We start from the raw sequence: 13,846 nt of genomic DNA on the forward strand, positions 1-13,846 counted from the left end.
CACCCCCGGGAAAAGTGCAAATTCCCCAAATCGCACTTTCCCTCTAACTCTTTGTTTTCACGCATTTTTCATCAAGAAGCCCATCGGCTTCCCAAGAACTTCTTCAGGAGAACTGCCATGCCTGCCTCCCACCCCTTGATTGGCCGCAGGAACTTCGTCGCATCGGCCGTCGCCGGAACGATCGGTGTGATGCTTCCTGCCTTGATATCCACCGCAACAGCATCCCCTTCGAGCACCGGCAACCCGTCGTCCGACGCTGCCGCTGTCGGCCATAAGACGATCGGCGACAGTTCGATCCAGCCGTTTCGCTACCATGCGACCGACGACGAACTTGCCGACCTGAAGCGTCGGATCAAGTCGACCAAATGGCCGGAACGCGAGAACGATCCGACACAGGGCGTTGGTCTCTCGACCATTCAGAAGCTCGCCGACTATTGGGCGAACCAGCATGATTGGCGCCGTGCCGAAGCGCGGATCAACAGCTATCCGAACTTCATCACTAATATCGACGGCGTTGACATTCACTTCATCCACGTGAAGTCGAGGCATCCCAACGCGCTGCCGATCATCGTCACGCATGGCTGGCCTGGGTCGATCATCGAGCAGTTGAAGATCATCGGCCCGCTCACCGATCCGATCGCTTATGGCGGCAGTGCGGCCGATGCGTTCGATGTGGTGATCCCGTCATTGCCGGGCTATGGCTTTTCCGGCAAGCCCACCGTCAATGGCTGGGACCCGCAGCATATCGCGCGTGCCTGGGCCGTGCTGATGCAGCGGCTGGGTTATGACCGCTACGTCGCGCAGGGCGGAGACTGGGGCAACGCGGTGACCGAGCAGATGGCGCTGCAGCGTCCGCCCGGCCTCGCGGCGATCCACACCAACATGCCCGCGACCATTCCTCCGCGGATCGCTCCGCTGATCCCGAACGGCCCGGAGCCCGCGGATTTGAATGGCGAGGAGAAGCACGCCTGGGATCAGCTCGTCGATTTCTATTCGACCGGGCTTGGCTATGCGCAGGAAATGGCAGGCCGGCCGCAGACGCTCTATGCGCTGGCGGATTCGCCAGTCGGCCTCGCGGCCTGGATCATCGACCACGACATCCGCAGCTATAACCTGATCGCGCGCGTCTTCGACGGCGCCAGGGAAGGCCTGACGAAAGACGATATCGTCGACAACATCACGCTTTACTGGCTGACGAACACGGCGGTCTCATCGGCGCGGCTGTATCGGGAAAGCAAGCTCGCCTTCTTCGCGCCCAAGGGCATCTCCTTGCCGACCGGCGTCAGCGCCTTTCGTGACGAGATCTACCAGGCGCCGGAAAGCTGGACCCGCAAGGCCTATCCCAACCTTGTTTTCTACAAGCGCCACGACGAGGGCACGCATTTTGCGGCCTGGGAACAGCCAGAGGCCCTATCGCAAGACCTGCGCGCGACATTCCGTTCAGTGCGTTGAGGCCCGGCAACCGTCGCCGGACTGATCGAAACCGCGACCGTCCGCAAAGATCGATTCTAGTCTCTGTGAGCCCGGCATCCGTTCAGAAAGAGACGGGCGCACCGACGCGCCCGGGCCGCGATCTCCTCGCGTCCGGGCGGGGAGCGCAGGCCGAGCATGATGGCGCGCTGCGGCTCCATGGTCATCATGCCGCGGAGCATGCCGACTGCAGCCTCGGGGTCTTCGATCTCGATTTCGCCGAGATCGTGCTGCCGCTTGAGCCATGCCACCATGGTCTGGCTGGTGGGACGCAAAGCCAGTTCATAGAAGGCGGTGGCAATCTCGGGAAAGCGGTCGCATTCGGCCATGACGAGACGAAGGCTCGAAACCGCCTCCTCGTCGAAGGTCAAGGCGCCATAGCCGACCAGAATATGCTCAAGGGCCACCTCGATCGGTAGCTTTTCGAGGCGCTCCTCGTCCAGGTCCAGAAAGAAGCGCGAAATCCGTGCCGCGACGACACTGCGGAACAAATCGGCCTTGGTCGGGATCAGGCGGTACATGGTCTTGGTTGAGACCCCCGCCCGTTCGGCAACACGCCCCATGCTGGCGCCGGCATAGCCATGGCCATGGAATTCACAACGGGCGGCTTCGACGATCAACTGCCTGGTTTCTGCATCCGGCCGGATCTGCGGTCGCCCACGCTGGCGCCTGGGAGTTTCCACATTTAGGATCATCACCATTTTCCAAATTCTATTGACAGCAAGAGCAACTGAGACTAATTAGGAAAATAACAATTTTCCTAAAAGAGAGCAAGCCCGATTCCGGCAGCTCCACCAGGAAAGGATCGGATCATGAGCAAGCATGAAGTCGTCTTCACCAATGAGAAGACCGTCCCGGCGGCCGAGGCACTGCCCGGCATAGAGCTGGTCAATGAGCCTACCCTCCCCGTTCCACAGCAATCGACAAGAAAAGCACGTCCAGCGCGCTGGCTGTTGCTTGCCGGCGTTGCCCTTGCCGCTTTTGCAGGTGCCGCGCATTATGGCTGGGACTATTGGACGGTCGGCCGCTTCCTGGTCGCCACGGACGACGCCTATGTCAAGGCCGACAGCACGACGATTTCCCCGAAGGTGTCCGGCTATGTCGCGACGGTGTTGGTCAACGACAATCAGCCGGTAAAGGCCGGCGAAGTCCTGGCCCGGATCGACGACCGCGACTTCAAGGTCGCCCTCGAACAGGCCCGGGCGCAGGTCGCGGCGGCCAGCGCCAATATCGCCAACAAGGAGGCAGCCCTGGTTGCCGAACAGGCTGAGATCGACGCGGCGCAGGCGACCGTCGCCGTCGACCTTGCTAACCAGACCTTCGCCGAGCAGGAAGACAAGCGCTATGCCGAGCTCGCGCAGAAAGGCTTCGGCAGCCTCCAGAACGCGCAGCAGGCCTCCTCCCGCATTGCCGCCGCCCGCGCCGCAGTCACGCGCGACACCGCCGTGCTCGCCAGGGCCACCAAGCAGCTCGACGTGAACCGGGCCGAGCTTACCCAGGCGCAGGCCGCGCTCGCCGGCGCCAAGGCAGCGCAGGACCAGGCCGAGTTGAATCTATCTTATACCAATCTCGTTGCCCCCATCGACGGCCTGGTCGGCAACCGCACCTTGCGGGTCGGCCAATATGTCCAGGCCGGCACACAGCTCATGGCTGTGGTGCCGAGCCGCGAGGCCTACATCATCGCCAACTACAAGGAGACCCAGCTCACCGATGTCCAGGCCGGGCAGCCGGTCGAAATTGAGGTCGATACCTTCCCCGGACAGATCTTCAAAGGCCATGTGGACAGCCTGTCGCCGGCAAGCGGCCAGGAATTTGCCTTGCTGCCGCCGGACAACGCCACCGGCAATTTCACCAAGATCGTACAGCGCATCCCGGTGAAGATCGTACTCGACCAGGCAGGCGCCCTTCCTGTCGTGCTTAGACCCGGCATGTCGGTCTACCCGTCCATCGACACCAAGCCGGAGGCGACGCGGATCGCCTCGGCGGCTGGCGCGATCAACTAAGGCGCACCCCTTTCACACAGCGGCCAGGAGGCTGCGATGTCTACCCAGACCCAGATCGTTGGGCTCGGCTCTTCTCAAGCCCAGCCTCTTGCGGCGAAGCCGGTCGAAAAGGCGAGTACAAACGCCTGGATCGCGGTGCTCGCCGCCATGATCGGCGCCTTCATGGCGATCCTCAATATTCAGATCACCAACGCCTCGTTGCTCAACATCGAAGGAGGCATCGGCACCGGCGTCGACAATGGTGCCTGGATCTCGACGTCCTATCTCATCGGCGAGATCGTGGTGATCCCCTTGACGGACTATCTCAGCCGCGTCTTTTCGTTCCGGCTCTACATGCTGGTGAATGTGGTGCTGTTCGCCCTGTTTTCGGCAGCCTGTGCCTTCGCCCATGATCTCGGCACGATGATCGCGTTGCGTGGTCTCCAGGGTTTCGCCGGCGGCGTGCTGATCCCCATGGCCTTCACCATGGTGCTGACCAGGCTGCCCAAGAGCCAGCAACCGATCGGGCTGGCCATGTTCGCCTTGTCGGTCACTTTCGCCCCCGCCATCGGCCCGACCATCGGCGGCTATCTCACCGAGAATTACGGCTGGCAGACCATCTTCTTCGTCAATGCGCCGCCGAGTCTGCTCATGTTCGTGGCGCTCTATTTCACGCTGGAAAAGAAGCCGATGCAGCTCTCTCTCCTCAGGGAGGGAGATTGGGCCGGTATCACCACCATGGCCATCGGGCTTGCGGCTCTGCAGACCGTGCTCGAGGAAGGCAACAAGGATGATTGGTTCCAGTCGACTTTCATCGTCAAGCTCGCCTTGATCGCAGGCCTGTTCCTGACCGCCTTCATCGTCATCGAGCTGACCGTCAAGAAGCCGCTGGTCCAGTTGCGCCTCCTGATACAGCGCAATTTCGGCATCGGCATCGTGGTCAACGTGCTGGTGGGCGTAGCACTCTTCGGCACTGTCTACATCTTGCCGCAATATCTGGGCCAGGTGCAGCGCTACAATGCCGAGCAGATCGGCCTGGTCCTGGCCTGGACCGGCCTGCCGCAACTCCTCATCATTCCGTTCGTGCCACTGCTGCTCAAGCATTTCGACGTGCGTTTCATCGCTTTCGTCGGCATCAGCATTTTCGCGGCAAGCGCCTTCATGAATGTCAACCTTTCGCTGGACAATGCCGGCGACCAGTTCTTCCTGCCCAATATCGTGCGCGCCATCGGCCAGGCCCTGGTGCTGACGCCGATCAGCGTGATCACCACCGCGGGCATCGCGCCCAGCGACGCCGGCGCGGCGTCGGGCCTTTCGAACATGCTGCGCAATCTGGGCGGCGCGGTCGGTACCGCCGCGCTAGGAACGGTGCTCACCAAGCGCGAGCAGTTTCACTCCAACATCATCGGCCAGTCCGTCACTTTGTTTCGAGACGAGGTGCGCGACAGGATCGATCACCTGACACAGTATTTCATGGCGCATGGCGTGACCGATGCCGCCCTTGCCCAGCACAAGGCGATCGGTGTGATCGGGGCGACCGTGCACCGCCAGGCGCTCATTCTGGGCTTTGGCGACACGTTCGCGGTGATTGGCACGGTGCTGGCACTCGCAGCGGTCGCGGTGCTCCTGACCCGGAAGATCCAGGCCGGCAATGGTGGCGGCGGCGCCCACTGAAACAAGCATGGGACTCAAGCATTGGCGCGGCACCGGCCGCGGGCTGAGTTCGCCAGGACCTTTCCATCGGTGCGGACACATCGTCTGGCCGTTTTAGCGGGCCTCGAACCCCTGTCAGGGGCGCGAGGTCCACTTTTGTGTGGCCGCTTGCCCACCGCGGATTGAGACCCGTGATCCAGCAATCCGCACAGGCTACATGACCAGAGGGAAGGCCAATCTTGTAGTATTCTATCAAATTGCCTGAGATTGGCTCACGACGCCGATAGTTCGGAGTAACGAAAATGGGGCAGACAAAGGACAAGATCTACGCAGCCTTGGTGAAGGGTGCGACGGACGGCCTTCGCGGTGATGCTCTCTACGACGGCGTGGCTGCCAAAGTGGCAAAGACCGACAATGGACGCGTTGTACGGGCATCCATGTTGGCACTCAGCGACCCGACGCTAACCGATCGCAATGTTCTTAATGTCATCTATGCACTCGCGATCGAGCGGCACCTGTTGGATCTGGGTGTGATGCCGTCTCGGCCCAAGCAGCGACGCAAGAAGGAAAATGCCGCGAAAGAGACGGCAGCAATCCAGGCTATTCTTTCATCGCACAGCTGATGCGCTCGACCTCATGACCGCATGGTCCTTCCTAGGCGAGCGCCTGGCGCATGCCATCGCGCAGCTTCTGGACCTTCTGATTGAGGTCGATCATCTCCGGCACGGTGAAGCCGGAATGCCTGAGCAAGGCATCGGTCAGGCAGCCTGTCCTGGTCCGTAGATTGCGACCTTTGGCGGCGAGGTGGACCTCCACCAGCCGCTCATCGGTGGTACTGCGCTTGCGCCCGAGAAAATCGGCCGCCTCCAGCCTCTTGACCGCCGGCGTAATCGTGCTCGGTTCCAGTGCCAGGCGCTCGGCGATCGCCGAGATCGTCAGGCCGTCCTTTTCCCACAACGTGCTCAGCACGAGATATTGGGTATAAGTCACGCCCAGCCCGTCCAGCATCGGCTTGTAGACCCGATTGATGGCGATCGAAGCCGAGTAGATCGAAAAGCAGAGCTGGCTGTCCAGCGGCAAAGTGGTGTCATCGGTCATGGCAGCCTCCACGAGAGCCTGGGGCAACGGCCCCGTTCCACGAAAATCATTATCGCGATAAAAAATATCTTTACAGGGAAATCGGGAGTGCGTATAGAATCATTATCGCGATAATGATTGTCGCAATATATCACAGGGAGACCGAACATGATCAAGATCCTCACCGCCGCCGCTGCCATCGCCCTTTCCGCCAGCGCCCTCACCCCGGCCCATGCCGCCCCCGCCACCAGGAACGTCGTGCTTGTCCATGGCGGCTTCGTCGACGGGTCTGGCTGGCAGGGGGTCTATGACATCCTCAAGAAGGACGGCTACAACGTCACCATCGTGCAAAATCCCACCACCTCGCTCAAGGACGACGTGGCGGTCACCAAGCGGGCGATTGCCCAGCAGGACGGCCCGGTCGTCCTCGTCGGCCACTCCTATGGCGGCGTGGTTGTGTCCGAAGCCGGAACCGACCAGAAGGTGAAGGCGCTCGTCTATATCGCCGCTTTCGCCCCGGACAAGGGCGAATCCGTTTCCAGCCTGATCGCCAACCCGCCGGCCGGCGCGCCCGTTCCGCCGATCCTGCCGCCGGTCGACGGTTTCCTGCTCCTCGACAAGGCCAAGTTCGCAGCTTCCTTCGCAGCCGACGTCGCCCCCAGGACCGCGGGCTTCATGGCCGACTCCCAGGTGCCATGGGGTGTCGAAGCACTCGCGGGCGCCGTCACCGTCCCGGCCTGGAAGGAAAAGCCCAGCTTCTATCTGGTCGCCACCGATGACCACATGATCCCCCCGCCTGCCCAGCGCCTGATGGCCAAGCGTGCCGGCGCCACCGTGGTCGAGACCAAGGGCAGCCACGCCGTCTATGTCTCGCAGCCCAGGGTCGTCGCCAAGCTCATCGAGCAGGCCGCCAACGGCACGAAATAACCGCAATCAGCCGAGCAAGACCCCCGACGCGCAAGCGGTCGGGGGTTTTTCCAGTACAGCGCGGATCGGGAGACGGCAAACCGCATGGCGAGCTTGCCCGTCGAAAGCCTCGGCCGCCGGCGCGGACTATGTCAATCCTTGTTCGCTGAGCAATTCGGCACGTATCCTGCCGACGACGGCATCGATGAAAGCCGAAACGGCCAATGGCAGGTGAGCCCGGTTGGGGTAGACGACGCTCATGGAGAGGTTGCGGCGCGTATATTGCGGCAGCACCGGCACCACTCGACCAGCCGCGAAATCGGCCGTCCCCACTATGGGAGCCGTCGCGGTTCGCCTCCTCGAGGACCCAGGTCGCTTTTCCGGCAAGCGCTTCGACCTCGCGGGCGACGAACTCACAGGCAACGGCGTCGTCGCCATTCTCTCGCGTGTCACCGGCCGCCCGTTCAGCTATTTCCAGGTGCCGCTGGACGTCATTCGTCAACACATGGGTGAGGAAGGCGCCAAGATGTACGAGTGGTTCGACCGTGTCGGCTATGCGCCGGCCTCACGTGGAGAGCTCACCAACACTGTCAAATGGAGATGAAAATGGGTGGTCTCAACGGCAAGGTGGCGCTCGTCACCGGCGCTGGACGCGGCATCGGTCGTGCCATATCGAAGCCCCATTCATCGCAGCGAATATTGCAGCGCGGCGGCGAGCATCCGAACTCGTCGAACGCGACGAGTTTGGATGCTTCCTCTTCTACCTACCGCGCCGCGAAGCGTTCAGGGCGAAAAGTGGCGAGCATGGGATGCTCGGCGCCTGTTGCCACCTCGTAAGCAAGCAGTTCACCGACGATGAGGCCCAAGGTTGCTCCGCTGTGGCTAAAGACAACATAATAGCCGGGGATGGCCTCGAGGGCGCCCACCACCGGCTCGCCATCGCCCGGGATCGGCTTGCCGCCCACGTCAATGGAGGCGGCTTCAAGCTTCGGATTGCCCTCCATCACCTTGGCTGCCTCGGCCAGCAGAGCATCAACCACCGACCCGTCGACGTCATATCCGCCATCTGGACGGAGTTTCGCCCCCTGGTCCGCCGCCCAGTCGGCGTCCAGCGAAAAGGTGCCGCCAGGCGCCGGTCTGACGGCGACTCGCGGCGTGTTGAGAACAGCGCGCAGCGGATGGACGAACGGCTTGGTCTGGACCAGTAATGCGACCGGGGTTCCGTCACCGATCGTCTGGCCGCTTTCCTCGACCATCCTCGGCACTGCAGGCCCGGTCGCGAGCACGACGGCGTCTGCCGGAAAGCGGTTGCCTGCGGCAGTTTGCGCACCGACCGCCCGGCCGTTCTCGACCAGGACGCGTGCCGCGCCCTCCTCCGTCACCAGCGCACCGCCTCGCGCAGCGAATTCCTCGAGGAGCACGCCGATCAAGGCTGGCAGATCGACCCAGCCTTCCCCCGGATTGAAGATCGCGCCTTGTGGCGTGATCGCGCTCGCATCGACGCCTGGCGTAACACGGGCGACCTCGCCAGCCGAAAGCCGCAGGGCGTCATAGCCGATGGAAACTTCATGGCAATATGCCGCCTCGATTTCGTTGCTCGTATCGTTGGCATCCCAGGTCAGGCCCCCTTCGAAGCGGAGCCAGTCCGCATTTGGAAACCTGACCGACAGCGTACGGTAACGGTCGATCCCGGCCATGCGCAGAAGGTGATAGGGTTCAGAGCGCATGCGGGCGGAATTCAGCCAGGAGAGCGAGCGGCCGGAGGCGCCGTTGGCCGGCGGACCATCATTGAGGATGGTGACGCGAATGCCACGCCGGGCGAGTTGCACCCCCGTGGAAACGCCAAAAATGCCGGCGCCAATGATGACGGCCGAGGTGATGGTGGTATCGGTCATAGTCGGGTCTTTCGATCAGCTAATCATGCGATGAAAATGACTGGGGCACCTTCCGGCGTCCGCAAGAGCCCCGCGTCGTCTGGGGGCCTTGAAGAACATCGGACTTTTCAAACGGCCCGGGTCATATGGCGATGTCATCGTGGGACTTTGGTCGAGCATTCACAGCACTTCGGCAAGGAAACGCTTGAGGCGCGGGCTTTGCGGGGTATCGAAAATGCTATCCGGAGGACCAGCCTCGACGATGCAGCCTTCGTCCATGAAGACGACCTGATCGGCAACACGCCGAGCAAAGCCCATTTCATGCGTGACGACCACCATGGTCATGCCACGCTTGCCGAGATCGGCCATCAGGTTGAGCACGCCCTTCACGAGTTCGGGATCGAGGGCGCTGGTCACTTCATCGAAGAGGATGACTTCTGGTTCCATGGCAAGTGCACGGGCAATGGCGACGCGCTGCTGCTGGCCTCCGGAAAGACCACCGGGCCGATGGTGTTGGCGGCTCGCAAGGCCGACATCCGCCAACCGCGCCTTGGCAATGCGCTCGGCCTCTTGCGCCGAAAGGCCCTTTATCCGGTTTGGCGACAACATGACGTTTTCCAGCGCCGTGTGATCCGGAAACAGGTTGAAATGCTGAAACACCATGCCGACGCGGCGGCGTAGTTTTTCCGGCTTCATGGCAAGGATGCTGCTGCCATCGAGCAGGATGTCGCCGCTCTTCGGCTCGACCAGACGGTTGAGACAGCGCAGCAGGGTCGACTTGCCCGACCCCGAGGGGCCAATGATGCAAGTGACACTGCCGGGCTTGACCGCAAGATCGACGCCCTTCAGCACCTCCAGTTCGCCATAAGCCATACCGAGGCCGCTCACGTCCAGGCTGCCTCCCTTGAAGACTGTGCTGATCTCGCCGCGCTTGACACCTTCCAACTCGCTGACTTCCTCCAGTCCACTGGAGACGGCCGTGGGCCGCTGTTTGCCAACGCGCAAGCGGTTGTCGATATAGTTGACCAGGTGGGTGAGCGGCACTGTTACGACGAGATAGAAAACTCCTGCAAGCAATAGGGGCGAGAGATTACCCGTAACCACCGCCTGGTCCTGGCCGACACGAAAAATCTCGCGTTCGGACGCAAGCAGGCCGAGAAAATAAACCAGGCTTGAGTCCTTCACATTACCTATGAACTGGTTGACCAGTGCCGGCAAAACGCGGCGCACGCCCTGCGGCACGACAATGAGCCGCATGCCTTCGCCGTAGCTCATCGACAAGGCCCGGCAGGCTTCCATCTGGCCGCGATCGACACTCTGGATCCCTGCGCGAAAAATCTCTCCGATATAGGCTCCAGCAATCAGGCTGAGCGCCAGAATACCGAGCGGATAAGGCGATGGGCCGAACAGATCGCGTCCGAGGCGGGCGAAACCCTGCCCAATCAGCAAGATGGTGACGATAGCCGGCAGACCACGAAAGACATCGGTGTAGACGCGGGCGGGAATGCGCAGCCAGGGTGAGCGCGAAATGCCCATGATCGCCAATACCATGCCGATCGCCACGCCCAGTACGGTGGAGGCTGCGGCCAGGATCAGCGTGTTCTTCAGGCCGACCGTGATCATGGTCGGCAGCACCTCGGCCATCGCATTCCAGTCAAGGAAGCTGCGACGAAGGTTTTCAAGCCAGTTCATAGGGAAGTCCCTTGAATGAAAGACCGGTCCGGCCGGCGCGTTCGGACCGGCAAAGTGGCATCATGGCTTGGGAAGATAGTCGGCCGGCATTGGCGTGTCGGGGAACCACTTTTCGTGCAGTTTCTTCCAGGTGCCATCCTGCATGGCCTCATGCAGTGCTTTGTTCAGCGCAGTGCGCAGCGCATCATTGCCCTTCCGGATGACAAAGCCGGCCGGGGCGTCAAAACTCGGGATGTTGACCGCAACCTTCAAGGCCGGATAACGGGCCGAATAGTCCTTGGCCGCCTCATAGTCGAGGAAATGGGCGTCGATGGTGCCATTGTTGAGCGCTGCTACAGCCGAATTGTTGTCGGGGAACTTCACCAAGTCGGTCCCGGCGAAATTCTTTTCGGCATAAATTTCCTGCAGCGTGCCCTGCACCACGCCGAGACGCTTGCCTTTGAGACCGCTCGCATCGGTGATGCCGGCATCTGACGCCAACACACTGAGGAAACCTGCAAGATAGCCATCGGAAAAGTCGACGGTTTGCTTGCGCTTGTCGGTCGTGCCGATCGCTGCGGCAGCAATGTCGAAGCGGCCATTGGCGACCGAAGGCATGAGCGCGGAGAATTCCTGGCCGGTGAAGACGACCTGATCTTTCTTGTAGCCCATGCGCTCGGCGACATTGAGAAAGAGTTCGATGTCGAAGCCTGTAAAGCCGCCGTCGGCGGTGGTGAAGGCGTAAGGTTTAGCGTCACCCATGGTGCCGACGCTGATCGTCTTGGCATCGATGAGACCGAGCGGGTTGTCGTCGGCCAGCGCGGCTGAGGCCATGCCACCGGTGATGGCAAGCGCCAGGACCAGGACTGCGGTCCGTATCCGGCCCAGAATCCCGGGGGTTGTAGTTGCATGGGTCATCGGTCTTGTTCTCCTGCTCTGATGGTCATTTGCCGGACGGACAGACGCATAATCGTGCACCGGACTATGGTGCTCGGCCGTGCGTCCGGCCCTCCATCGCTTACCGCGCGGATGAGATATATTTTTTATATGATACCGGTCTCTTTTTAATTGAGACCGGTCTCTTTTGATTTTTAGATTGTTATATCTGCATTGACCGGTCGTCAATATGTCTTGTAAAGCTGAGGCCATGGATCAGGATCATGGCAAGGTGCCCTCCGTGACCGTCGCCGACGTGGCGCGCGTCGCCAGCGTTTCGAAAGCAACTGCGGCGCGTGTTCTGGGCGGATATGGCACGGTGAGCGATAAGGTAAGGATCAAGGTCCTTGCTGCTGCCAAGATGCTCGACTACCGGCCGAATGAGCTGGCACGTAGCATGACCACGGGTCGCTCCGGCACGATCGGCGTCGTGGTCGGCGACATCGAAAACCCCTTCTTCAGCTCGGCGGTGCGCGGCATCACCGATGTCGCACGCCTTGCCGGCTTCGATGTCATTCTCACCAATTCCGGCGAGGAGATCGCGGCGGAAAAGGCGGCGGTGAAGACACTGGTCGCCAAGCGGGTAGACGGGCTGATCGTTTCGCCCGCGCGCGACAACGATATCGAGCACCTACGCGATATCGAGCGCTCAGGTCGTCCGCTCGTCCTGCTCGATCGCGCCGTTGAAGGCCTATCCGTCGACACGGTGACCACCGACGATCGGCACGCCGCCGAGAGCATCACGCGCCGGCTTATCGCGCTCGGCCATCGCCGCATCGCCTATCTTACAGCCTCCGACACGCCGAACCATCGCTTCAGCAACCCGTTCGACATCAGTACCGGTTCCGTACGCCAACGCATCGAGGGCTTTCTCGGCATCTGTCGCGAAGCAGGCCTGGAAGGCATGGAAAGCTGGGTGCATGTAGGGGCAACCACGCCGGAACAAACGCACCGCATCGCGACCGCGATGCTCAAATCTTCGCAGCGCCCGACGGCGATCATCGCCTCAGACAGCGTGATCGGCCTCGAGGTGTTCAAGGCCCGCCGCGAACTGGATCTTAGCATTCCCGATGATTTGTCGCTGGTGTCGTTCCACGATGCTGACTGGACGTCCGTGACGACGCCCCCCATCACTGTCGTCCGCCAACCGGTCTACCGCCTCGGCGAAGCGGCCGCCAAGTTGCTGGTCGAGCGGTTGAACGGAAGCGACGCTGAGGCGAGACGCATCATCCTGCCGACGGAGATCGTTGAGCGCGCCTCTGTTGCCGTCGCACCTTCATAGACATTCCATATGCACTTGCGATCAAGCGCGACGACAGACTGTTTTGTTCGACGGCATCCGTTCTGGAGCTTCGCGGCGGCCCCTCCCCAACGAATTCTTCGATGGGGCCCGTCACGCTACAGCGCAAAATAAGTCGCGCAATGCGCAAAACTGCCATTCGAGATCCCCACCGCATGAGAAGGAACGGGCAGTTCGGAATACTGTGCCTCCGCTTCCGGTTTGCAAGCGAGCTTTTGTTAGCAGCACCAACACGCCAGCCAATCCAGTATCGTATCGATCCAGCGTCAGAATAGGCGGTCAATTCCGACCACGCCCCCATCGCACGTATCATCTGGCTCGATCCCAAGAAATTCCATTCCCGTCGCATTGCCGATTTCGTCACGGCCTGTCGCCAGTCGAAGGCTGAAAGGCGGCGGCGCTTTCGGCAGGTTCAAAATGACCTTCCACCCTCCCGTTCGCATACACTCGTCATAGTCTGTCTGGCAGGTCTTTCCGGTGGCCGGGATCCTGAACCACTTGCCATAGGCGCCGCCATGCGCCGCGATCGCCAGGTCCAGTCTGCGGGCAAGGGCTTCGGCGGGTCATATGAGCGATCGATATCCGCATCCTGAATTATGAAATTGTCGTGGTTTGCTTTGTAGCCGCTGCAAATTCATCGTCGTTTCCCTGTTCAACAGAATGCATGTTGCGTTTGCTGGCGGATTTGTCGTTGCGTGCTATGAACCCTGCGCTCCACAGGGCGGCAGGACGTTAGTGGCCTGTTTCGCGCCCGAGCAGGCCGGAGCGGTCAACCGAGATCAACCATCCGTCCGAGGTTTCCTCCTTCAAGGACACAGCGATATCCCTGCCCGCCGAAAGACAGGCGTTGTTGCACTGCCAGTTGCAAAGCAACACGCGTGCCAAAGCGAAAACGGTCGGCAATTTCGCTTTGTTGCCGTGCCGTACCGACCAATATCGGACAGGTTGTCGTCTCCAGCTCGGACAAAACGTCCGAA

At 61.3% G+C, this 13,846-nt stretch carries 13 protein-coding genes; 7 read left to right on the plus strand and 6 right to left on the minus strand.

Features of this window, described 5'->3' with window-relative positions:
* The first annotated feature begins 117 nt into the window (after positions 1–117).
* On the plus strand, positions 118–1,452 hold the full coding sequence (locus ACN6KF_RS33605) for an epoxide hydrolase family protein (protein ID WP_434961211.1): 1,335 nt from the start codon (positions 118–120) through the stop codon (positions 1,450–1,452).
* A gap of 56 nt (positions 1,453–1,508) precedes the next feature.
* On the opposite strand, the gene ACN6KF_RS33610 is transcribed toward ACN6KF_RS33605, so the two are convergent.
* The gene (locus tag ACN6KF_RS33610) at positions 1,509–2,165 is read right to left on the minus strand and encodes a TetR/AcrR family transcriptional regulator (RefSeq protein WP_434961212.1); all 657 of its coding nucleotides are present in this window, start codon (positions 2,163–2,165) and stop codon (positions 1,509–1,511) included.
* 117 nt (positions 2,166–2,282) lie between these two features.
* Here ACN6KF_RS33610 and ACN6KF_RS33615 point away from each other — a divergent pair, with 117 nt between their 5' ends.
* The 3 genes from ACN6KF_RS33615 (at position 2,283) to ACN6KF_RS33625 (ending at position 5,728) form a co-directional block, all read left to right on the plus strand.
* Positions 2,283–3,473: an HlyD family secretion protein gene (locus ACN6KF_RS33615; RefSeq protein ID WP_434961213.1), complete on the plus strand. Its 1,191-nt coding sequence runs from the start codon at positions 2,283–2,285 to the stop codon at positions 3,471–3,473.
* A 36-nt stretch (positions 3,474–3,509) separates the two neighbouring features.
* Positions 3,510–5,126 carry a DHA2 family efflux MFS transporter permease subunit gene (locus ACN6KF_RS33620; RefSeq protein WP_434961214.1) on the plus strand — a complete coding sequence of 539 codons (1,617 nt, stop codon included), beginning with the start codon at positions 3,510–3,512 and terminating at the stop codon, positions 5,124–5,126.
* Between the two features lie 281 nt (positions 5,127–5,407).
* Positions 5,408–5,728 (plus strand): hypothetical protein, encoded by a 321-nt coding sequence (locus tag ACN6KF_RS33625; protein WP_434961215.1) that lies wholly within the window; start codon positions 5,408–5,410, stop codon positions 5,726–5,728.
* A gap of 31 nt (positions 5,729–5,759) precedes the next feature.
* Here the strand turns inward: ACN6KF_RS33625 and ACN6KF_RS33630 are convergent, their stop codons facing one another.
* Positions 5,760–6,203, minus strand: coding sequence for a MarR family winged helix-turn-helix transcriptional regulator (locus ACN6KF_RS33630; protein WP_434961216.1), 444 nt, complete (start codon positions 6,201–6,203; stop codon positions 5,760–5,762).
* A 147-nt stretch (positions 6,204–6,350) separates the two neighbouring features.
* On the opposite strand from ACN6KF_RS33630, the gene ACN6KF_RS33635 reads away from it, so the two are divergent.
* Positions 6,351–7,109 carry an alpha/beta fold hydrolase gene (locus tag ACN6KF_RS33635; RefSeq protein ID WP_434961217.1) on the plus strand — a complete coding sequence of 253 codons (759 nt, stop codon included), beginning with the start codon at positions 6,351–6,353 and terminating at the stop codon, positions 7,107–7,109.
* Positions 7,110–7,235: 126 nt separating this feature from the next.
* Here the strand turns inward: ACN6KF_RS33635 and ACN6KF_RS33640 are convergent, their stop codons facing one another.
* Positions 7,236–7,421 (minus strand): type 2 periplasmic-binding domain-containing protein, encoded by a 186-nt coding sequence (locus tag ACN6KF_RS33640; RefSeq protein WP_434961218.1) that lies wholly within the window; start codon positions 7,419–7,421, stop codon positions 7,236–7,238.
* Between the two features lies 1 nt (position 7,422).
* Between ACN6KF_RS33640 and ACN6KF_RS33645 the strand changes: the two genes are divergently transcribed.
* Positions 7,423–7,692 carry an NmrA family NAD(P)-binding protein gene (locus ACN6KF_RS33645; RefSeq protein WP_434961219.1) on the plus strand — a complete coding sequence of 90 codons (270 nt, stop codon included), beginning with the start codon at positions 7,423–7,425 and terminating at the stop codon, positions 7,690–7,692.
* 160 nt (positions 7,693–7,852) lie between these two features.
* On the opposite strand, the gene ACN6KF_RS33650 is transcribed toward ACN6KF_RS33645, so the two are convergent.
* The 3 genes from ACN6KF_RS33650 to ACN6KF_RS33660 form a co-directional block, all read right to left on the minus strand.
* Entirely contained in the window at positions 7,853–8,983 is a 1,131-nt protein-coding gene (locus ACN6KF_RS33650; protein WP_434961220.1) for an NAD(P)/FAD-dependent oxidoreductase, read from the minus strand.
* A gap of 159 nt (positions 8,984–9,142) precedes the next feature.
* Positions 9,143–10,654 (minus strand): amino acid ABC transporter permease/ATP-binding protein, encoded by a 1,512-nt coding sequence (locus ACN6KF_RS33655; RefSeq protein ID WP_434961221.1) that lies wholly within the window; start codon positions 10,652–10,654, stop codon positions 9,143–9,145.
* A gap of 60 nt (positions 10,655–10,714) precedes the next feature.
* Positions 10,715–11,467 carry an ABC transporter substrate-binding protein gene (locus ACN6KF_RS33660; RefSeq protein WP_434961373.1) on the minus strand — a complete coding sequence of 251 codons (753 nt, stop codon included), beginning with the start codon at positions 11,465–11,467 and terminating at the stop codon, positions 10,715–10,717.
* Between the two features lie 313 nt (positions 11,468–11,780).
* On the opposite strand from ACN6KF_RS33660, the gene ACN6KF_RS33665 reads away from it, so the two are divergent.
* Positions 11,781–12,851 carry a LacI family DNA-binding transcriptional regulator gene (locus ACN6KF_RS33665; RefSeq protein ID WP_434961222.1) on the plus strand — a complete coding sequence of 357 codons (1,071 nt, stop codon included), beginning with the start codon at positions 11,781–11,783 and terminating at the stop codon, positions 12,849–12,851.
* The last annotated feature ends 995 nt before the right edge of the window (positions 12,852–13,846 follow it).

Origin of the sequence: Labrys methylaminiphilus subsp. lupini, assembly GCF_051161885.1 — a bacterium.
In the GTDB taxonomy this organism is placed as follows: domain Bacteria; phylum Pseudomonadota; class Alphaproteobacteria; order Rhizobiales; family Labraceae; genus Labrys.

Coding starts and splice junctions, on each gene's coding strand:
- ACN6KF_RS33605 (WP_434961211.1), top strand. CDS start 118: ATGCCTGCCTCCCACCCCTTGATTGGCCGCAGGAACTTCGTCGCATCG.
- ACN6KF_RS33610 (WP_434961212.1), bottom strand. CDS start 2,165: ATGATCCTAAATGTGGAAACTCCCAGGCGCCAGCGTGGGCGACCGCAG.
- ACN6KF_RS33615 (WP_434961213.1), top strand. CDS start 2,283: ATGAGCAAGCATGAAGTCGTCTTCACCAATGAGAAGACCGTCCCGGCG.
- ACN6KF_RS33620 (WP_434961214.1), top strand. CDS start 3,510: ATGTCTACCCAGACCCAGATCGTTGGGCTCGGCTCTTCTCAAGCCCAG.
- ACN6KF_RS33625 (WP_434961215.1), top strand. CDS start 5,408: ATGGGGCAGACAAAGGACAAGATCTACGCAGCCTTGGTGAAGGGTGCG.
- ACN6KF_RS33630 (WP_434961216.1), bottom strand. CDS start 6,203: ATGACCGATGACACCACTTTGCCGCTGGACAGCCAGCTCTGCTTTTCG.
- ACN6KF_RS33635 (WP_434961217.1), top strand. CDS start 6,351: ATGATCAAGATCCTCACCGCCGCCGCTGCCATCGCCCTTTCCGCCAGC.
- ACN6KF_RS33645 (WP_434961219.1), top strand. CDS start 7,423: ATGGGAGCCGTCGCGGTTCGCCTCCTCGAGGACCCAGGTCGCTTTTCC.
- ACN6KF_RS33650 (WP_434961220.1), bottom strand. CDS start 8,983: ATGACCGATACCACCATCACCTCGGCCGTCATCATTGGCGCCGGCATT.
- ACN6KF_RS33655 (WP_434961221.1), bottom strand. CDS start 10,654: ATGAACTGGCTTGAAAACCTTCGTCGCAGCTTCCTTGACTGGAATGCG.
- ACN6KF_RS33660 (WP_434961373.1), bottom strand. CDS start 11,467: ATGGCCTCAGCCGCGCTGGCCGACGACAACCCGCTCGGTCTCATCGAT.
- ACN6KF_RS33665 (WP_434961222.1), top strand. CDS start 11,781: ATGGATCAGGATCATGGCAAGGTGCCCTCCGTGACCGTCGCCGACGTG.